Origin of the sequence: Herbaspirillum sp. AP02 (assembly GCF_015767275.1) — a bacterium.
Classification (GTDB): domain Bacteria; phylum Pseudomonadota; class Gammaproteobacteria; order Burkholderiales; family Burkholderiaceae_D; genus Herbaspirillum.
Genome location: NZ_JADWMY010000010.1, coordinates 180334 through 199913 on the forward strand (window position 1 = coordinate 180334; position 19580 = coordinate 199913).

General features: G+C 64.6%; 17 protein-coding genes. 9 read left to right on the plus strand and 8 right to left on the minus strand.

Annotation, left to right across the window (positions count from 1 at the left end; genetic code table 11):
- Position 1: 1 nt before the first annotated feature.
- Positions 2–865 carry a LysR family transcriptional regulator gene (gcvA, locus tag I5R65_RS19415; RefSeq protein WP_180670530.1) on the minus strand — a complete coding sequence of 288 codons (864 nt, stop codon included), beginning with the start codon at positions 863–865 and terminating at the stop codon, positions 2–4.
- 124 nt (positions 866–989) lie between these two features.
- Between gcvA and bla the strand changes: the two genes are divergently transcribed.
- Positions 990–1889: a class A beta-lactamase gene (gene bla, locus I5R65_RS19420; protein ID WP_180670532.1), complete on the plus strand. Its 900-nt coding sequence runs from the start codon at positions 990–992 to the stop codon at positions 1887–1889.
- A gap of 45 nt (positions 1890–1934) precedes the next feature.
- Here the strand turns inward: bla and I5R65_RS19425 are convergent, their stop codons facing one another.
- Complete coding sequence (locus tag I5R65_RS19425) at positions 1935–2678, minus strand: 2-keto-4-pentenoate hydratase (protein ID WP_180670534.1); 744 nt, start codon at positions 2676–2678, stop codon at positions 1935–1937.
- Positions 2679–2863: 185 nt separating this feature from the next.
- Between I5R65_RS19425 and I5R65_RS19430 the strand changes: the two genes are divergently transcribed.
- The 4 genes from I5R65_RS19430 (at position 2864) to mctP (ending at position 6415) form a co-directional block, all read left to right on the plus strand.
- Positions 2864–3307 carry a MerR family transcriptional regulator gene (locus tag I5R65_RS19430; protein WP_180670536.1) on the plus strand — a complete coding sequence of 148 codons (444 nt, stop codon included), beginning with the start codon at positions 2864–2866 and terminating at the stop codon, positions 3305–3307.
- Positions 3304–4335, plus strand: coding sequence for an aldo/keto reductase (locus I5R65_RS19435; protein WP_180670538.1), 1032 nt, complete (start codon positions 3304–3306; stop codon positions 4333–4335). Before I5R65_RS19430 ends, I5R65_RS19435 begins: the two co-directional genes overlap by 4 nt.
- Before the next feature lie 407 nt (positions 4336–4742).
- Positions 4743–4922 (plus strand): DUF3311 domain-containing protein, encoded by a 180-nt coding sequence (locus tag I5R65_RS19440; protein ID WP_180670566.1) that lies wholly within the window; start codon positions 4743–4745, stop codon positions 4920–4922.
- Positions 4922–6415, plus strand: coding sequence for a monocarboxylate uptake permease MctP (gene mctP, locus I5R65_RS19445; RefSeq protein ID WP_180670540.1), 1494 nt, complete (start codon positions 4922–4924; stop codon positions 6413–6415). Before I5R65_RS19440 ends, mctP begins: the two co-directional genes overlap by 1 nt.
- A gap of 96 nt (positions 6416–6511) precedes the next feature.
- Here the strand turns inward: mctP and I5R65_RS19450 are convergent, their stop codons facing one another.
- Positions 6512–7696 (minus strand): thiolase family protein, encoded by a 1185-nt coding sequence (locus tag I5R65_RS19450; protein ID WP_180670542.1) that lies wholly within the window; start codon positions 7694–7696, stop codon positions 6512–6514.
- Positions 7697–7956: 260 nt separating this feature from the next.
- Complete coding sequence (locus I5R65_RS19455; protein ID WP_180670543.1) at positions 7957–8595, minus strand: carbonic anhydrase; 639 nt, start codon at positions 8593–8595, stop codon at positions 7957–7959.
- A 285-nt stretch (positions 8596–8880) separates the two neighbouring features.
- Here I5R65_RS19455 and I5R65_RS19460 point away from each other — a divergent pair, with 285 nt between their 5' ends.
- From I5R65_RS19460 to I5R65_RS19470, 3 genes are read left to right on the plus strand one after another with little or no spacing between them, the layout of a single operon-like run.
- Positions 8881–9549 (plus strand): CsgG/HfaB family protein, encoded by a 669-nt coding sequence (locus I5R65_RS19460; RefSeq protein ID WP_180670545.1) that lies wholly within the window; start codon positions 8881–8883, stop codon positions 9547–9549.
- 26 nt (positions 9550–9575) lie between these two features.
- Positions 9576–9947, plus strand: a complete 372-nt coding sequence (locus I5R65_RS19465) for a DUF4810 domain-containing protein (protein WP_180670547.1) — start codon at positions 9576–9578, stop codon at positions 9945–9947.
- Positions 9944–10606 carry a DUF799 domain-containing protein gene (locus tag I5R65_RS19470; RefSeq protein WP_102663317.1) on the plus strand — a complete coding sequence of 221 codons (663 nt, stop codon included), beginning with the start codon at positions 9944–9946 and terminating at the stop codon, positions 10604–10606. The genes I5R65_RS19465 and I5R65_RS19470 overlap by 4 nt, the downstream gene beginning before the upstream one ends.
- Before the next feature lie 121 nt (positions 10607–10727).
- Here the strand turns inward: I5R65_RS19470 and I5R65_RS19475 are convergent, their stop codons facing one another.
- From I5R65_RS19475 to I5R65_RS19490, 4 genes are all read right to left on the minus strand, one after another.
- Complete coding sequence (locus I5R65_RS19475; protein ID WP_180670549.1) at positions 10728–12065, minus strand: sigma-54 dependent transcriptional regulator; 1338 nt, start codon at positions 12063–12065, stop codon at positions 10728–10730.
- A complete protein-coding gene (locus tag I5R65_RS19480) occupies positions 12065–13873 on the minus strand; it encodes an ATP-binding protein (RefSeq protein WP_180670551.1) in 1809 nt (602 codons plus the stop codon). Before I5R65_RS19480 ends, I5R65_RS19475 begins: the two co-directional genes overlap by 1 nt.
- Before the next feature lie 132 nt (positions 13874–14005).
- The gene (locus I5R65_RS19485; RefSeq protein ID WP_180670553.1) at positions 14006–15361 is read right to left on the minus strand and encodes an MFS family transporter; all 1356 of its coding nucleotides are present in this window, start codon (positions 15359–15361) and stop codon (positions 14006–14008) included.
- A gap of 461 nt (positions 15362–15822) precedes the next feature.
- Positions 15823–18135, minus strand: coding sequence for an NADP-dependent malic enzyme (locus tag I5R65_RS19490; protein ID WP_219341884.1), 2313 nt, complete (start codon positions 18133–18135; stop codon positions 15823–15825).
- Between the two features lie 440 nt (positions 18136–18575).
- Here I5R65_RS19490 and thiL point away from each other — a divergent pair, with 440 nt between their 5' ends.
- Positions 18576–19553, plus strand: a complete 978-nt coding sequence (gene thiL, locus I5R65_RS19495) for a thiamine-phosphate kinase (RefSeq protein WP_180670555.1) — start codon at positions 18576–18578, stop codon at positions 19551–19553.
- The last annotated feature ends 27 nt before the right edge of the window (positions 19554–19580 follow it).

The window sequence follows — 19580 nt, forward strand, 5'->3', positions numbered from 1 at the left end:
CCTACATCGCGGCCGCATGCCCCTGCAACCAGTCGCGAAACGCCGTCATGGCCGCGCCCTGCGACCGGGACTTCAGGCGCGTGAGCCAGTAGGCACCAGTGACGATGCCGGTCTCGAAGGGGCAGACCAGCCGACCCTGGCGCAGCTCACGCTCGAACATCAGCACCGGCAGCAGGGCCACGCCGGCCTGCTGGGCGGCTGCTTCGGCCAACGCCAGCGAGGAGTCGAACACGAAGCCGCGCAAGGGCGGGCAAGGCGCGCCAGCGGCGGCGAACCACTGGTTCCACTCATCGCTGCGATAGGAACGCAGCAGGGTCTGGCTCGCCAGGTCGGCAGGGCTGCGCAATTGCGCAGCCAGGGCCGGCGCACACATCGGCGCCAGCGGCGCCTCGAACAGACGTTCAGCCTCGGTGCCGTGCCATGCACCATCGCCAAAACGGATCGCATAATCGAGGCCCTCGCCGGCCAGGTCGACGCGGTTGTTGTTGGTCAGCAGACGCAGGTCGACGAAGGGATGATTCTGCTGGAATTCCCGCAGGCGCGGCATCAGCCAGCCCACGGCAAAGGTGCCGACCACGCCCACGGTGAGCACTTCGCGGCGACGGCCATGTTCGAACTGGCCCAGCACGTCGGCAATGCGCCCGAAGGACTGGGCCACCACCGGTAGCAGCGCCTGGCCCTCATCGGTCAGCGCCAGGCCACGCGGCAGGCGCCGGAACAGGGCCACGCCAAGCCGCTGTTCCAGGTTCTTGACCTGCATGCTCACGGCGGTCTGGGTCACGCTCAATTGCTCGGCGGCGCGGGTGAAGGACAGGTGGCGGGCCGACATCTCGAAGGCGCGCAAGGCATTGAGCGGTAAATACATGGGGTCTCCAGACATCAGTTTTTCTTGGGGCTATGTGCAATTATCGTGAATTGTGATCATCGCCGCCACTGCCTATGATCTGGCCTGTCGCAAACCCGCAATCAATAAATTACTAGGAGAAAACATGTCCGGAAGACGCAATTTCCTGGCCATCACGGCCCTGGCGGCCGGTGGCCTGATCAGCCGCAGCTGGGCCGGCGAAGTACAAGGCACAACTAAAACTATGGACTCGTCCAGTTTTGTCCAGAAACTGGCGCGGCTGGAGGCCGATATCGGCGGCCGCCTGGGCGTGTCGCTGGTGGATACCGCCCATGGCCGGCAATGGGGTTATCGCGCCGACGAGCGCTTCCCGATGTGCAGCACCTTCAAGTTCCTGGCGGCGGCAGCGGTGCTGCGCCGGGTCGATGAAGGCCGGGAGCGCCTGGCACGGCGCATCGTCTACCGCCAGCAGGACCTGGTCCCCTACTCGCCCACCACCGGCAAGCACACTGGCGGCGCCGGCCTGTCCATGGCGCAGTTGTGCGAAGCGGCCATCACGCTGTCCGACAATACCGCCGCCAACCTGATGCTGGCCAGCATGGGTGGCCCGGCCGGGCTGACCGGTTTCGTGCGGACCCTGGGCGACGAGCTCACGCGCCTGGACCGCAACGAACCCATGCTCAACGAAGCCATCCCGGGCGACCCGCGCGACACCACCACCCCGGCCGCCATGACCGCCGACCTGCGCCAGGTGGTGCTGGGCAATGCCCTGGCACCGGCCTCGCGCGAGCAGATCACGCAGTGGCTGCTGGCCAACCAGACCGGCGACAAGCGCGTGCGCGCCGGCCTGCCGGCAGGATGGAAGGTGGGGGACAAGACCGGGACGGGTGACCGCGGTACGGCCAACGACGTGGGCGTGGTGTGGACACCGCAGGGTGCGCCGCTGCTGTTTGCGGTCTATCTCACCGAGAACAAGGCAGAAGCTGCCCGGCGCGACGCCGTGCATGCGGAAGTCGGTCGCCTGATTGCGCAGGTGATGGGCTGAGCGCGTCCGCGCTCAGTTGATGTTCAGTTGAGCTTCAGTTGAGGATCAGTTGGCAAACTGCAGCGACACCGGCCCCACGCCTTCCAGCGCGGCTGCCACCAGCAGACCGCCGCGTGCCAGCTGCAGGCCGGTACAGGAGCCGGTGGTGATGATCTGCCCCCGGCGCCAGGGCTGGCCGCGCTGGGCGCAATGCTGCGCCAGCCAGCCCAGCATGGGCCACAGGTCGGCGGGGTTGCCGCCGCTGGTGCGGGTGATGGGCTGACCATCGATGACCAGGCTGGCCTCCACCGTGCGCAATGACAACTGCGGCGGCAACGGCTGGGGCTGGCCGGTCACCAGCGCGCCATGGCTCTGCAGGTCGGCCATGCCGGCCCAGGGATTGCCGCAGGGCGGATGTCCGAGGCGTGTCTCCACCACTTCGATGGCCGGCAGGATGGCGTCGAAGACGGTGCGCAGTTCGGCCTCGTCGGGCAATGGCGCGCCGGGATCGAAGTCGCGCCCCACCCGCAAGGCCAATTCCACTTCCAGCCCGCGCATGCGCCACTGCGGCCCGGACAGTCGGGCGCCCGAGGGCAGGATGCCGGACAGCGGCAGGGGCGCGCAGCCGGGCGTGCTGCCATCGCCCTTGCTGCCCACCTTCCAGCCGCCCACCGGCCCCAGCCGGCGCAGTTGCGCATCCTGCACCGCGTAGGCGGTCTCGGCGTCGCCCACCGCCAGCCGGCGCCAGTCCAGGGCCAGGCCGCTGTGGCGGGCGTCGAGCAGAAGTTGGGTGGCGGCGTCAATGTGCATGGGTAAGGCTCCGGCAATGAGATGGCATGGGCAGCGCGCATTGTACTGTCAGGGGTGCCATCGACCAAAGTCCAGCTTCGACCATGCGATGAAATCGGCCCTGTCAGCACGCTGTCCCGGACCCGCCGATAATGAAGAGAAGCACGCTTGACTTCGAGCGCACTCCAACTTCTAGACTGGCTGTCATGACCTCTTCCCTGACCATTGCCCAAGCTGCTGCGGCCACCGGCCTGTCGGTGCATACCCTGCGCTACTACGAGAGGATAGGCCTGCTCGATCCGGTCGAGCGGCGCGACAACCGGCATCGGCGCTATACCCAGGAAGACCTGAACTGGATCGCCTTCCTGAAGAAGCTCAAGGCCACCGGCCTGCCGGTGCGCGCCATGCTGCGCTACGCCGAGCTGCGGCGCGACGGCAATACCGTGGAGAGTGTCATGGAACGCAAGGCGATGCTGCAGGCCCATACGCTAAGCGTCCAGCAAACCCTGGCCGAACTGCAGGAAAACCTGGCCGTGCTGCACCACAAGCTGGCGCTGTACGACACCCTGGAACAGCAGGCGCGCATGGCGCCTGCCATTCCGGCAGGGCTGTCCCGACCGGCCTCAACCAAAGAAAGGATTGCACCATGACCGAACCCATCACCTCCCACCTGCAACCGGAGTCCGCTGTCGGCACCCGCCGCCTGGGCAGCAACGGCCCGCTGGTCTCGGCCATCGGCCTGGGCTGCATGGGCATGAGCGATTTCTACGCCCAGCGCGACGACCAGGAATCGCTGGCCACCATCGACCGCGCCCTGGAGCTGGGCATCAACCTGCTGGACACGGCCGACATGTACGGCCCCTACACCAATGAAGAGCTGGTCGGTCGTGCCATCAAGGGGCGCCGCGACCAGTTCTTCATCGCCACCAAGTTCGGCTTCAAGCGCGACCCGGCCGATCCCACCGTGCGCGGCGTGGACGGCAGCCCGGCCTATATCCGGCAAGCGGTCGAGGGCAGCCTGAAGCGCCTGGGCATCGAGGCCATCGACCTCTACTACCAGCACCGCATCGATCCCAACACCCCCATCGAAGCCAGCATGGGTGTGCTGGCCGACCTGGTGCGAGCCGGCAAGATCCGCTACATCGGCCTGTCCGAGGCCTCGTCGGCGACGCTGGAGCGGGCGCACCGGGTGCACCCGGTCACTGCGCTGCAGAGCGAATATTCGCTGTGGACGCGCGACCCGGAAAGCGACGTGCTGGCCACCTGCCGCGCACTGGGCATCGGCTTCGTGGCCTACAGCCCGCTGGGCCGGGGTTTCCTGAGCGGTGCCATCCAGCGCGTCGAGGATCTGGCCGAGGATGATTTCCGGCGCAGCAATCCGCGCTTCCAGGGGGAGAATTTCCAGCGCAACCTGCAATTGGTGGCAAAAGTGAAGGAAATCGCCAGCCAGCACGGCTGCACGCCCAGCCAGCTGGCACTGGCCTGGGTGATGGCCCAGGACCCGCATCTGGTCCCCATCCCCGGCACCAAGCGCCGGCGCTATCTGGAAGAAAATGCCGGCGCCTGCAATGTGAAGCTTTCCGCCCAGGATCTGCAGAACCTGGATGCGGTCTTCCCACGCGGCGCCGCCGCCGGTGAGCGCTATACCGAAGCCAGCATGAAACTGCTCAACGGCTGATCCCGTAGCCGCTCACGCAGTGGATCCCACACCCGGCGCCGACCTCGGCGCCGGGCCGCCTCCCTCCCTGAACCACCTACCTTCCGCACCCTTCCCTACGTAGTCCTACTGAGTCGCTCTACGTGGTGCCCCGCTTGTTCTGCTGGTCGTAAATGCCAATACTACGACCAACAAAAAAAGCCGCATCCGCGTGCCGACAATCCACGATCAGGGACATTCACCACCAGGCTGCGGCCTGCCGGCTGGGCGCATCCTTCGGCAGGCCGCCACTGCGCACAGGTTCAGTATCAACACCCGGACATGACCTGTCCGGGGGATAAAAAAACAGGGCGTCAAAAATGCCCTACCACCTTCAAAACGACAGAGGAGAACAGATGTCCGTCGCTGCCCCATCCGCAAAGAGTCCCTTGCGCCTATTGCTGTTGCTGCCCTTCCTCGCCCTGCTCTGGGTGCCGTTCTACAACCAGGAACTGCCCACCCTGTTCGGCTTCCCCTTCTTCTACTGGTATCAGCTGGCGTGGGTGCCGCTGACCTCCCTGATCATCTGGCTGGTCTATCGTGATGGCCTGAAAAAGGGAGTCGAGTGATGGAGACCACCAACATCCACTGGACCGCCCTCTGGGTCTTCCTGTTCTTCTTCGTGCTGGTCACCGTACTGGGCTTCATGGCCTCGAAATGGATGGCCGGCCCCAGCAACAAGGGCGCCCACCTCGATGAATGGGGCCTGGGTGGCCGCAACTTCGGCACCTGGATCACCTGGTTCCTGGTCGGCGGCGACTTCTATACCGCCTATACCGTCATCGCCGTGCCGGCGCTGGTCTACGCGGTGGGGGCCTATGGCTTCTTCGCCCTGCCCTACACCATCCTGGTCTACCCCATCGTCTTCGTGATCATGCCCAAGCTGTGGCATGCCGCCCACAAGGCCGGTCACGTGACCGCTGCCGACGTGGTCTGGGGTCGCTACCAGTCGCGTCCTCTGGAGTTCGCCATCGCCCTGACCGGCGTGGTCGCCACCATGCCCTATATCGCGCTGCAGCTGATCGGCATGGAAGTGGTCATCAAGGCCCTGGGCCTGACCGGTGAACTGCCGCTGCTGGCGGCCTTCGTGATCCTGGCCCTGTACACCTACTCGGCCGGCCTGCGGGCTCCGGCGCTGATCGCCTTCGTCAAGGACATCATGATCTATATCGTGGTGATCGTGGCGGTGGTGGTGGTGCCGGCCAAGCTGGGTGGCTACGGTGCGGTGTTCAGCTCGGCGCGCGATGCCTTCGCCCTCAAGGGTGGCGCCACCGGCCTGACCCTGAAGCCCACGCAGTTCCTGCCCTTCGCCTCGCTGGCCCTGGGTTCGGCACTGGCGGCCTTCATGTATCCGCATACGCTGACCGGCATCTTCGCCGCCAAGGATGCCAATACCATCCGCAAGAACGCGGTGTTCCTGCCGGCCTATACCGTGCTGCTGGGTCTGATCGCGCTGCTGGGTTACATGGCCTATGCCGCTGGCATCAAGGTACAAGCCAACAACGACGTGGTACCGGCGCTGTTCAACAACCTGTTCCCGGGCTGGTTCGCCGGCTTCGCCTTCGCCGCCATCGCCATCGGTGCATTGGTGCCGGCTGCGGTGATGTCGATCGGTGCCTCCAACCTGTTCACCCGCAACTTCTGGAAGCCTTACGTCAATCCTGGCATCAGCCATGAAGGCGAAGCCAAGGTGGCCAAGATCGTGTCGCTGGTGGTGAAGTTCGGCGCGCTGGTGTTCATCCTGTTCCTGCCGACCAAGTTCGCGCTGGACCTGCAGCTGCTGGGTGGCGTGTGGATCCTGCAGACCTTCCCGGCCCTGGTGTTCGGCCTGTTCGTCGGCTGGTTCGGTGCGCGCGCACTGCTGTGCGGCTGGGCCGTGGGCATCGTCGGTGGTAGCTGGATGGCCTTTACCGATGGCATCAAGCCGGTCCATAGCTTCATCATCGGTGGCGAGGCCTACACGCTCTACACCGGCCTGATCGCCCTGACCCTCAACGTGGTCGTGGCCGTGATCGCCAACCTGATCTTCGGCAAGGGTTCGCAACCCGCGCTGAAGCGCTGAGCGAGCGCCTGCGGGCGCCCGTCGTAGCAAAGCCGAGCCCGACCCATGTGGTCGGGCTCGGCTTTTTTGTTCCTCCAAGCCGGTGGCGTGAGGTTCTCAGGCCAGCGCTTCCAGGCACAGAGCGATACCTTGGCCACCGCCGATGCACAGCGACACCACGGCGCGCCGCTGGCCGGTACGCTGCAGCGCGTGGGCGGCCTTGGTGATGAGGATGGCACCGGTGGCCCCAATGGGGTGACCGTGGGCGATGGCGCCGCCGTCGATGTTGAGGATGTCGGAAGGAATGTCCAGCTCACGCTGGACCGCCAGCGCGATGGCGGCAAAGGCTTCATTGATCTCGAAGCGGTCCACCTCGCCCAGGCTCCAGCGGGCGCGGGCCAGCGCCTGGCGGATCGCCGGCACCGGTCCCAGGCCGAACATGCCAGGCTCCACGCCACTGACGGCCGCGGCGCGCACGGCCACCAGCGGGGCCAGGCCCAGTGCGTCGGCAGTTTCGCGGGTACTCACGATCATCGCCGCCGCACCGGCATTCACGCCGGGCGCATTGCCGGCGGTGATGCTGCCGTCCTTGCGGAAGGCCGGCTTCAGGCGTGCCAGCGATTCGACCGTGGTGTCCGGGCGCACGGACTCGTCTTGGTCGAATATCTGTTCACCTTTCTTGCCGGTTAGGGTAATGGGCAGGATTTCGCGGCTGAAGTAGCCTGCGGCCTGGGCGGCGGCGAAGCGCTGCTGGCTCTGCACGGCGTAGCGGTCCTGCTGCTCACGGCTGAGGCTGAACTGCTGCACCAGGTCCTCGGTATGCCAGCCGGAATGCTTGCCGGAGAAGGCATCGTTGAGGCCATCGCTGAGGATGGCGTCGATCACCGCGCCATCGCCCATGCGCATGCCGGCACGCGCCCCGGGCAGCAGATAGGGGGCGCGCTCCATGTTTTCCATGCCGCCGGCGATGACACAGCGCGACAGCCCGGCGCTGATCTCACCCAGCGCCGTCACCACCGCCTGGGCACCGGAACCGCAGACGCGGTTGATCGCCATGGCCGGGGTCTCGACCGGCAGACCGCCCTTGATCGCAGCCTGGCGGGCCGGGTTCATGGCGTTGCCGGCCTGGATCACATTGCCCATCACCACCGAATCGATCATTTCCGGGGCAATGCGGGTGTTCTGTAAGACCGCCCGCATTGCCTGGGCGCCCAGCTCGACGGCGGGGACGTCCTTCAGACTGCCGCCGAAGCTGCCGATCGCGGTGCGACGCGGCGAACTGATCACGATTTCCTGCTGCATGGCCTGCTCCTTCCTCACAAGTCGTTCATCACCCATGCCCCGCCTGCGACCACCCGACGGGCAGCACTGACAGGCAGCGGCACACCGTTGCCATCACGACAAGAGGCCGGAGGGCAACTTACTTTCATAATGCAACTTACTAGATGCTATCACTGCGGACGCCGATTGGCATCTCGTAGTTTTGCTGTTGCCGGGGGGGATAAGTCAGGAGGAGGTCCCGCCGTCGAACGACGGCGGGGGGTGGCGCAGCTGAAAGCGCCTCAGTCGGCGCTGCGCGCGGCCGGATGTTCGGCCAGCGGCACGAAGGTATTGCTGCCGGCATCCAGCGCCAGGATGGAGCCGGATTCGATGTCGTAGACCCAGCCGTGCAGCGCCAGGCGGCCCTGCGCCAGAGCCACCGCCACCGAGGGATGGGTGCGGATGTTGTTCAGCTGGGCGATCACGTTCTCGCGCACCATGCCATCGATGCGGTCCTTTTCGGTGGCGTGCGGACGGGATTCGTTGATCATGCGGGCCGCATCCGTATGGTGCAGCCAGTTGCGCACGGCCGGCATGTGATCCAGGCAGGCACAGGTCGCCACGGCGGTCATGGCGCCGCAGTCGGAGTGGCCGCAGATGACGATGTCGGAGACCTTCAGCTGCGCCACCGCGTATTCCACCGTGGCACTCACGCCACCTGGCTCGGGGCCGAAGGAAGGCACGATATTGCCGGCATTGCGGATCACGAACAGGTCGCCCGGCTCGCGCTGGGTGACCAGCTCCGGCACCATGCGGCTGTCGGAACAGGAGATGAACAGGGCCTTGGGCGTCTGCCCGGTGGCCAGGGTCTTGAACAGCTCCTTGCGGGAGGGAAAGACGTCCTGCTGGAAGCGCAGGAAGCCATTGATGATGTCGCGCATGGGGGGAGTCGCCTCAAATATTAAGTCTCAACGGCGACATTATGAACCGGATTTCGAACATGCTGACGGCTACGCTTATCTATCGGGACACATCGCCTTCCTTGCACAAATAACAATGAATAGCAGTGGATAGCAAAAATTAAGTTTTTCACTTGAGACTTCTAACACTTTCCTTTGATAAACTCTCAGGCTCGGATGAGCACCATGCTCTCTGTGGGCTCTTTTCGAGGCAGTCCTGGTCGCTTTGGGGTGACCATTTCTATTAATAAATCGGGGAAAAAACTTATGATCACTAGGTATGTCACCACCGTGGCAGCTATCGCCATGGTTTCCGTGCTCGGGGGTTGTGCCACGGAAAGTTCACGCAGTCTGCCAGTGGCCCAGGTGGCCAGCGCCAACCAGGCTTATCAGGGCGCACGCAGCCCGATCGCAGTGGGCAAGTTCGATAACCGTTCCAGCTATCTGCGCGGCATCTTCTCGGATGGCGTCGACCGTCTCGGCGGCCAGGCCAAGACCATCCTGATCACCCATCTGCAGCAGAGCAATCGCTTCTCGGTGATGGATCGCGACAACATGAACGAGCTGGCACAGGAAGCCCAGTTGAACAAGCAGGCGCAATCCCTCAAGGGCGCCAACTATGTGGTCACCGGTGACGTCACCGAGTTCGGCCGCAAGGAAACCGGCGATCGCCAGCTGTTCGGCATCCTCGGCCGCGGCAAGTCGCAGGTCGCCTACGCCAAGGTCAACCTGAACATCGTGGACGTGAATACCTCGCAGGTGGTCTATTCGACCCAGGGTGCGGGGGAATACAGCCTGGACAATCGCGAGATCATCGGCTTCGGCGGCACCGCCAGCTATGACTCCACGCTCAATGGCAAGGTGCTTGACCTGGCCATCCGCGAAGCCGTCCAGAAACTGGTGACCGGTATCGATTCCGGCGCCTGGAAGCCCTGATTCCCCCATAGGAAGCGAGTAACCCAATGATGAAGACAAAGCTTGCCGCAGGCTTCGCCCTCGGCCTGGCGCTGGTACTCACCGGATGCGCCAATCACGCACAGAAGTCCCTGTACGGCTGGGGCAACTACCAGGACCAGCTCTACGAACACTTCAAGACCGAAGGCAACGGCAATGAAGCCGAGATCGCTGCGCTGGAAGAAAACCTCCAGAAGATCCGCGCCAACGGCGATGCCGTCCCTCCCGGTTATCACGCCCACCTGGGCATGCTGTACGCCTCCATCGGCAAGGAAGACCAGTTGATCCAGGAACTGCAGACCGAAAAGGCGCTGTTCCCCGAATCGACCCCCTACATGGATTTCCTGATGCGTAACTACAAGAAGGGAGCTGCAAAATGATTTCGGGCACATTCAAGAGCCTCGCCGCTACCCTGCTGGTGCTGCTGGCCACCGGCTGCGCCACCCAGAAGAAACCCTATGACTACGCCGAGTTCAAGGCCGCCCGCCCGGCCTCGATCCTGGTGCTGCCACCGGTGAACAATTCGTCGGAAGTGATCGCGCCCTACGGCCTGATGTCCCAGGCCACCCAACCGCTGGCAGAATCAGGTTACTACGTGATCCCGGTCTCGCTGGCGGCGGAGACCTTCAAGCAGAACGGCCTGAGCAATCCGACGGACATCCAGGAACTGCCGCCGGCCAAGCTGCGCCAGATCTTTGGTGCGGACACCGCGCTGTACATGACCATCACCAACTACGGCACCGCCTATAAGGTGGTGCAGAGTGAAACCCTGGTGTCGGCCGATGCCAAGCTGGTCGACCTGCGCTCCGGCAAGCTGCTGTGGGAGGGATCGGCCAGGGCATCCAGCCTGGAGCAGCAACAGAACTCCGGCGGTGGACTGCTCGGCGTGCTGGTGTCGGCGATGGTCAACCAGATCATCAACACCGCCAGCGACACCAGCTACAAGATGGCCGGTATCACCAGCTATCGCCTGCTGCGTGCCGGTAGCCAGAACGGCCTGCTGTACGGCCCGCGTTCGCCGCAATACCAGAAGGACTGAACATGCTGGTGTGATCCGCCGGCAACCAGATAAGCAGGCAAGCAAACGCCGCTGCGAGCGCTTCGCAGCGGCGTTTTCTATTGGCGATCTGTGATTGGCGTTTTGCGCGTATGCAGTCAGGTCAGGCGGCCGCCAGCTGGTACTTGCGAATCTTGTCGTAGAGCGTCTTGCGCGGGATCCCCAATCGTTCGGCCGCCACCGCCACGCTGCCCTCGCTGTCCTTCAAGGCCGCCGCGATGAGGCCCGCTTCGAACTGCTCCACCTGCTCCGGCAAGGGGGACGCCGGCAGATCGTCGGCCGGCGTACCGAGGCCGGCGATCTGCTCCACGCCCAGCACCCAGCGGTCGGCGAAATTGCGCAGCTCGCGCACGTTGCCGGGCCAGTCGCGCTGCTGCCATTGCTGCATCTGTGCTGCCGTCCAGGACGGCGACTCGCGCCGGTAACGCACGGCTGCGGCCTGGCAGAAATGCGCCAGCAACAGCGGGATATCACTGCTGCGCTGGTTCAGCGCCGGCAGGTCGATGGAGACCACGCCGATGCGGTAGTACAGGTCTTCGCGAAACTGGCCCTCGCCGGCCAGCTTCAACAGGTCGGCCTTGCTGGCGGCGACCACGCGGCAATCGATGGCGACCGAATCGTTGCCGCCCAGGCGCTCCAGGCGCCGCTCCTGCAGCACCCGTAGCAGCTTGACCTGCAGGGCCAGCGGCATGCTTTCGATTTCGTCGAGGAAGAGCGTGCCGCCGTCGGCATATTCCAGCTTGCCGATGCGACGCTTCTGCGCGCCGGTGAAGGCCCCGGCCTCGTGGCCGAAGATTTCGCTCTCGAATACGGATTCCGGCAGGGCCCCGCAATTGAGGGCCACGAACGGTCCCTTGCGGCCGCTGGCGGCATGCAGCTGGCGCGCCACCACTTCCTTGCCGCTGCCGGTCTGGCCGTTGATCAGGACATCCACGTCGGCCGGCCCCAGGCTGCGGATGAGCGTGCGCACGCGTTCGATGGCGGGCGACTGGCCGACCAGCGGCGGCAGTTCCGGGTCATGTGCCCAGGCTTCGCGCAGGCGACGGTTTTCCAGCACCAGGCTGCGCTTTTCCTGGGCGCGCAGGGCAATCTCCAGCAGGCCGTCCGAACTGAAGGGTTTTTCGACGAAGTCATAGGCGCCGGCGCGCATGGCCTCCACCGCCATGCCAACGTCGCCGTGGCCGGTGACCACGATCACCGGCAGGTCGGGGTCGATGGCCACCACATGCGCCAGCACCTGCAGGCCGGACCAGCCCGGCAGGCGCACATCGGTCACCAGCACACCGGCAAAGTCGCGGGTCAGCAAAGGCAGGGCCTGCTCGGCGCTGGCGCAGGCGGTCACCGTAAAACCCTCCAGCTCCAGCGCCTGGGCGGTGGCGTGGCGCACGGCCTGCTCGTCCTCGATCAGGATGGCGCTCGGGGCGCCGCTTTGTCTGTCCATCAATTCTCCGTTTTCAACAGGGGCAGGCGCACCACGAATTCGGCGCCGCCCTGTTCATGATTATGCGCGCTCAACTGACCATTCATGGCTTGCACGATCGATGAGGAAATCGCCAGTCCCAATCCCAGGCCCTTGCTGGAGGACTTGGTGGTGAAGAAGGGTTCGAACAGGTGCGGCGCCACCTCGTCGGCAATGCCGGTGCCGGAATCGCGGATGCGCAGCACCGCCTGGCGCTGTGCGTGATCGACCTCCAGCAGCACGCAGACACATTTGCGCGGCGCCTCTTCGACGGCATCCAGGGCATTGCGCAGAAGGTTGATCAGGACCTGCTCGGTGCGCACCACGTCGCCGGTGACGTGAACGGCTTCGCGCAGTTCGATGCGCACTTCGATGCCCTGCTTCTCGAAGTCGCCCGACAGCAGCAGCACCGAGGCCTCAATGGCCTGGCGCAGATCGACCGCCACCGGCGCATCGCCGCTCTTGCGCGCAAAGCCCTTCAACTGGCCGATGATGCGGCCCATGTGGGCGCTGGCGCTGCTGATGTGTTGCAGGTTTTCCGCCGCCTGGGCCTGCTGGCCACGCGCCAGGAACTTCACCGAATTGTCGGCAAAGGCGCGGATCGCTGCCAGCGGTTGGTTCAGCTCGTGCGTGACGCCAGCCGCCATCTGGCCCAGCATGGCCAGCTTGCCGGCCTGCACCAGCTCGTCCTGGGTGCTGCGCAACAGGCTTTCGGTCTGCTGCAGCTTGGCGTACTTGGTGGCGATGGCCTGGTTGGCGGCGGTCAGTTCTTCGGTGCGCTGGGCGATGCGCTGGTCCAGTTCCTCGGCGGCGCGGCGCAGGGCATCGCGTGACTCCAGCCGCTCCTGCAGGCGGCGCCGGTGCTGGTACCAGGCCAGCAGCGAAATGGCCAGCGCCAGCATGAACAGGGCGGCGGCCATGGTCGAGAGCATGGCCGTGCGCTGCATGCGCACCTGCGAGGGGAACAGCATCAACTGCCAGCCCAGCCGCCCCACCGTGCGCGAGACGTGGGTGCCGAAGCCGCGCTGCAAGGCCGGCGGCAGCGCCGTCACCGGGGTGATGGGCAGGTCGGCATATTGGTGGGTGCCGGCCAGCTCCTGCTGCACCGGCGCGCTCAGGGCCTGCAGGCTGTGGTATTTCCATTCCGGGCGGTTGGAGAGGAAGACCACGCCGCCGGCATCGGTCAGGGTGATCGGATCGCTGCTGCTGCGCCAGGTATGTTCGAACTCGGCCAGGTCCACCTTGACCACCATGACGCCGATGGGCAGGTCTCCCTCGGCCTGGTCCTGGCGCCGGTAGATCGGTTGCGCGATGAAATAGCCCGGCTCGCTGGAGATGTTGCCGATGCCGTAGAAGCGCCCCGCCCGCCCCTGCACCGCTTCCCGGAAGTAAGGACGAAAACCGAAGTCACGACCGACGAAGCTGAATTCATCATCCCAGTTGCTGGAAGCCAGCGTCAGTCCCCGGCGATCCAGCATGAAGATGTTGACTGCCCGGGATTGCTGCTGGATGGTCTTGAAGGCGCGGTTCAGGCGGTCCACCGCCAGGGCATCCTCGGGATGCTGCAGGACCTGGCGCACATCGGTCTGGAAGCCCAGGGCAAAGGGTAGCGCCTCGTACTTCTGCAGGATCGATTCCAGGTCCAGCGCGGCGATCTGCAATTGCGCCGCGCCCATGTTCTGCTGGTCCGTCTCGGCCTTGCGCAAGGCCACGCGATAGGTGATCCCGCACACCAGTAGCGTGGAAGTGAGAAAGAGGATCAGGATCAGCAGGTTGCGTCTGGCTCGCATGCGTTCGAAGTGACAAATTCGCAGGGATAAAAGCAGCGCGGCGCCCCGCTGGGCGCCGCGTTGAAGACCACATGATAACGCGACAGCCGATGCTGCCGCGCTGGTACCGCGCTGATGCCAGCGCCAAGCCGATCAGGCCGGCTTGTGCAGCTTGCCGGGTTCGGCGGCGGCGTCCTGCTCGTCCGGGTTCATGGCGACATCGCCCTTGAGGTGGCCGTGGCGTTGCGGGTCGGGCATGCGCAGGCTGATGATCAGGGCCACCAGGCACAGGGCGCTGACATACCAGTAGAAGGCCGATTCCACCCCGGCCGACTTCAGCGACAGTGCCACGAACTCGGCCGAGCCGCCAAAGATGGCGTTACCCACTGCATAGGACAGGCCCACGCCCAGGGCGCGCACTTCGGGCGGGAACATCTCGGCCTTGATCAGGCCGCTGATGGAGGTGTAGAAGCTGACGATGGTCAGGGCCAGGATGGCCAGCGCCATGGCCACGCCCGGGCTGCTCACGTCCTTCAGGAAGTGCAGGATGGGGAAGGTGCCGACCATGCCGAAGAAGGCGAAGCAGAGCATGGAATTGCGACGGCCGATCTTGTCCGAGATGGCGCCGAAGATCGGTTGCAGGATCATGTAGACGAACAGCGCACCGGTCATGACGCCGTTGGCGACCTTGGGGTCCATGCCGGCGGTGTTGACCAGGTACTTCTGCATGTAGGTGGTGAAGGTGTAGAACATCAGCGACCCACCGGCGGTGAAGCCAACCACGTTCAGGAAGGCGCGCTTGTGCTGCAGCAGACCCTTCAAGGTGCCGGCGTCCTTCTTCTTACGTGCACCGGCCGACGAGGTCTCGGCCAGCGAGCTGCGCAGATACATCGCCACCAGCGCACCGACCGCGCCCAGCACGAAGGGAATGCGCCAGCCCCAGGCCATCAGTTCGGCCTTGGTCAGCCATTGCTGCATGCCGAACAGCACCAGCACCGCCAGCAACTGGCCACCGATCAGGGTCACATACTGGAAGGAGGCGAAGAAGCCGCGACGCCCATTGGGCGCCACTTCACTCATGTAGGTGGCCGAGGTACCGTACTCACCACCCACCGACAGGCCCTGGAACAGGCGTGCCAGCAGCAGCAGGGCCGGGGCCCAGGCGCCGATGGTGGCATAGGTCGGCAACACGGCCACGGCCAGCGAGCCGCCGCACATCATCAGCACCGAGATCAGCATGGAGGTCTTGCGGCCATGCTTGTCGGCGATGCGGCCGAACAGCCAGCCGCCGATGGGACGCATCAGGAAGCCGGCTGCAAACACGCCCGCGGTGTTGAGCAACTGGCTGGTCGCATCGCCCTTGGGGAAGAAGGCCGGGGCGAAGTAGATGGCGCAGAAGGAATAGACATAGAAGTCGAACCATTCGACCAGGTTGCCCGAGGATGCGCCGAGGATGGCGAAGATGCGCTTGCGGTACTCTGCCGCGCTCAGTTTGATGGTGTCGCTCATGGAGATCTCCTGTGTGGGCCGCTCCTTCCCGGCGCTGGCGCGTGGGTCGTGCGGCGGGTCATCTTGCTTTTGGTGGAACCGGAACAAGGCAATCAGGAGAGCGACGCAAACCGCCGTCGGGGTGAGGACGATGCTGGCCCGCCTCAGAGGTCTGTCTCCCTATTTGCTTTTGTTTTGTGGCTCTTATTGCAGGCTTCGTGCCAAGCACCAGGCAAGGCCACGAAAACACATAAGCCATTGATTTAATTGAATTTTTATTTCCAGCACAGGCAAAAACGCGCATGAGTCCGGCGGATTCCCGGAATGCTGCCGCGCCGCATGTCCGGGAATCCATCCAGACCAGCCCGACCGCAGGGACGAAAAAAAGCGGCGCATGTCAGGTCGACATGCGCCGCTTTCACGGTCCTGCGCTTGAATCAGTGACTTGCGGCGGCCATGATCATCATGCCGCCGCGCTGCGATCAACGCTCCGACAGCGCATCCATGACGCACAGGGCGGTCATGTTGATGATGCGGCGCACGGTGGCCGACGGCGTCAGGATATGCACCGGCTTGGCGCAACCCAGCAGGATCGGGCCGATCGCCACGCCGTTACCCGAAGCAGTCTTGAGCAGGTTGTAGGCGATGTTGGCGGCATCGATGTTGGGCATGACCAGCAGGTTGGCGTCACCCTTCAACGGCGAATCCGGGATCACCGCATGCAGCAGCTTGGATTCGAGGGCGGTGTCACCGTGCATTTCGCCGTCCACTTCCAGCTCCGGCGCGATTTCGCGCAGGATGGCCAGGGCATCGCGCATCTTGCGGGCCGATTCGCTGTTGCTGGAACCGAAGTTGGAATGCGACAGCAAGGCTGCACGCGGGTGCAGGCCGAAGCGACGCATTTCCTCGGCGGCCAGCATGGTGATCTCGGCCAGCTCGTGGGCGTTGGGGTTTTCGTTGACGTGGGTATCCACCATCACCAGTTGGCGATTGGGCAGGATCACCGCATTCATCGCGGCATAGACATTGACGCCTTCGCGCTTGCCCAGGACCTGGTCGATGTAGTGCAGGTGCAGCTGGGTGGTGCCGTAGGTGCCGCAGATCATGCCGTCGGCATCGCCCTTGTGGATCGCCATGGAGCCGATCAGGGTATGGCGGCGACGCATTTCCAGCTTGGCGTATTGCTCGGTGACGCCCTTGCGGCGGGACATCTCCAGGAAGCTCTGCCAGTAGTCGCGGTAGCGGTCGTCGAAGTTGGGATTGATGACTTCGAAATCGGTGCCGGGGCGCAGGCGCAGGCCGAACTTCTTGATGCGCTGTTCCAGCACTTCCGGACGGCCCACCAGGATCGGCTTGGCCAGGTTTTCGTCGACGATCACCTGCACCGCGCGCAGCACGCGCTCTTCTTCACCTTCGGCGTAGACGATGCGCTTGTTGGCTTCGGCGGCCTTCTTGGCGACCTGGAAGATCGGGCGCATGAAGGTGCCGCTGTGGTAGACGAACTGTTCCAGCTTCTCGATGTAGGCATCCATGTCCTGGATCGGACGGGCGGCCACGCCGGAGCTCTCGGCAGCACGCGCCACGGCCGGCGCGATCTTGATCATCAGGCGCGGGTCGAAGGGCTTGGGAATGATGTATTCCGGGCCGAAGGACAGGTTGGCGATGCCATAGGTCGAGGCCACGATATCGGATTGCTCGGCCTGGGCCAGCTCGGCGATGGCGTGGACGGTGGCGATCTCCATCTCGCGGGTGATGGTGGTGGCGCCGGAATCGAGCGCGCCACGGAAGATGTAGGGGAAGCACAGCACGTTGTTGACCTGGTTCGGATAGTCCGAACGGCCGGTGGCGATGATGGCGTCGTCGCGCACGGCCATGACGTCTTCCGGCAGGATTTCCGGGGTCGGGTTGGCCAGGGCCAGCACCAGCGGACGGGCCGCCATCTGCTTGACCATCTCGGGCTTCAACACGCCGGCGGCCGACAGGCCCAGGAAGATGTCGGCATCGGGGATCACTTCGGCCAGGGTACGGGCATCGGTTTCGCGGGCGAAACGTTCCTTGTCCGGGTCCATCAGTTCCTGGCGGCCCTTGTAGACCACGCCGGCCAGGTCGGTGACGTAGATGTTCTCGATCGGGAAGCCGAGGTCGACGATCAGGTCCAGGCAGGCCAGCGCTGCCGCGCCCGCGCCGGAGACCACCAGCTTGACGTTCTTGATGTCCTTGCCGACCACCTTCAGGCCGTTCAGGATGGCGGCGCCGACGATGATGGCGGTACCGTGCTGGTCATCGTGGAAGACCGGGATCTTCATCTTCTCGCGCAGCTTGCGCTCGATGTAGAAGCACTCGGGGGCCTTGATGTCTTCCAGGTTGATGCCGCCGAAGGTCGGCTCCAGGGCCGCGATGACGTCGATCAGCTTGTCGGGGTCGGTCTCGTTGATTTCGATGTCGAAGACGTCGATGCCGGCGAACTTCTTGAACAGCACGCCCTTGCCTTCCATCACCGGCTTGGAGGCCAGCGCACCGATGTTGCCCAGGCCCAGCACGGCGGTGCCGTTGGTGATCACAGCCACCAGGTTGCCACGGGCGGTGTAGCGGAAGGCGTTGAGGGGATCAGCGACGATTTCTTCGCAGGCCGCGGCCACGCCGGGAGAATACGCGAGGGAGAGATCACGCTGGTTGGTCAGCAGCTTGGTGGGCGTGACCGCGATCTTGCCCGGGGTGGGAAACTCGTGGTAATCCAGCGCTGCCTGACGAAGTTGCTGACGCACTTCTTCTTTCTTACTGATCATCGAATCCATAACTCTGTATTCTCTAGTTGACTTGCGAAGAGGGTCGATTCTAGCAGAGGTCGGCCCTCAATCATAGGCCGACAGCCTTATGCTGCCCCGCGCAAAGCCTTTTCGGGACTGGCTTTGCGGCGTTTCACCAATGGCACATGATGTTCGCGAACATGGGCTTTCAGCGGGCAGATGACGTCCGGTTACCGTGTGATGTACGCATTTGCCTACTGCTTGATTTCCGGCACGACAGGCTGACACCGTCGCCCAATGACGGGTATTGGGGAAAACCCCTAGCCTTTCAGGAACACGCAAGGGGCGCTCGAAGGACGCGATCACTTCACATTTGCGCTGCACCGCAACAATCCCGGCATGGATGGGCAGACAGGCAGACACACAGGTGAACATACCGGCGGAGATTGTGCGCCTGAAGCGATGACGGATTGGTTACAATCGGCCCCATGCTTTCCGAATTCGAACTCATTGCGCGCTATTTCAGCCGCCCACCCGCCCCCGACAGCCGCACGGCGCTCGGCGTGGGGGACGACTGCGCGCTGATGACACCGGCACCGGGCATGCAACTGGCCATTTCCAGCGACATGCTGGTCGCCGGCCGACACTTCTTTCCCGATGCCGATCCCGCCACCCTGGGCCACAAGTGCCTGGCCGTGAACCTGTCCGACCTGGCCGCCATGGGTGCGCAGCCGATTGCCTTCACGCTGGCGCTGGCCCTGCCGGAAGCCCGCGCCGAATGGCTGGCACCGTTTTCCCAGGGCATGCTGGCGCTGGCCGACGAGCATGGCTGCGAACTGATCGGCGGCGACACCACCAAGGGTCCGCTGACCATCAGCATCACCGTGTTCGGCGAAGTGCCGCCGCAACAGGCCTTGCGCCGCGACGCCGCGCGTGCTGGTGACGATATCTGGGTCTCCGGTACGCTGGGGGATGCGCGCCTGGCGCTGGCGGGTTATCGCAGCGAATTCACTGAAGGATTGGCCGTCAATGCGGAAGCACTGGCCCTGGCCGCGCCCCGCATGCATGCACCGACTCCACGCGTGGCGCTGGGCCTGGCCCTGCGCGGCATTGCCCACGCTGCCATCGATATCTCGGATGGCCTGGCCGGTGACCTCGGCCACATCCTGACGCGTTCCCGCGTCGGCGCAACGCTGGACGTGGACGCCCTGCCGCCCGGCCCCGCGCTGCAGCAGCGCGACCTGCACCTGCGCCGCCGCTTCACCTTGTCCGGCGGTGACGACTACGAACTCTGCTTCACCGCCCCGGTACGCCAGCGCGATGCCGTCTACAAGGCCGCCCAGGCGGCCGGCACGCCGGTCACGCGCATCGGCAGCATCGATGCCGTACCCGGGCTGCGCCTGCTTGACGCCGCCGGTGAACCCCTGCAGGACACGCCGGATTCCTTCGACCATTTCCGTTCATGAGCCAAGCTGCCACGCCCTTCCCCCCGC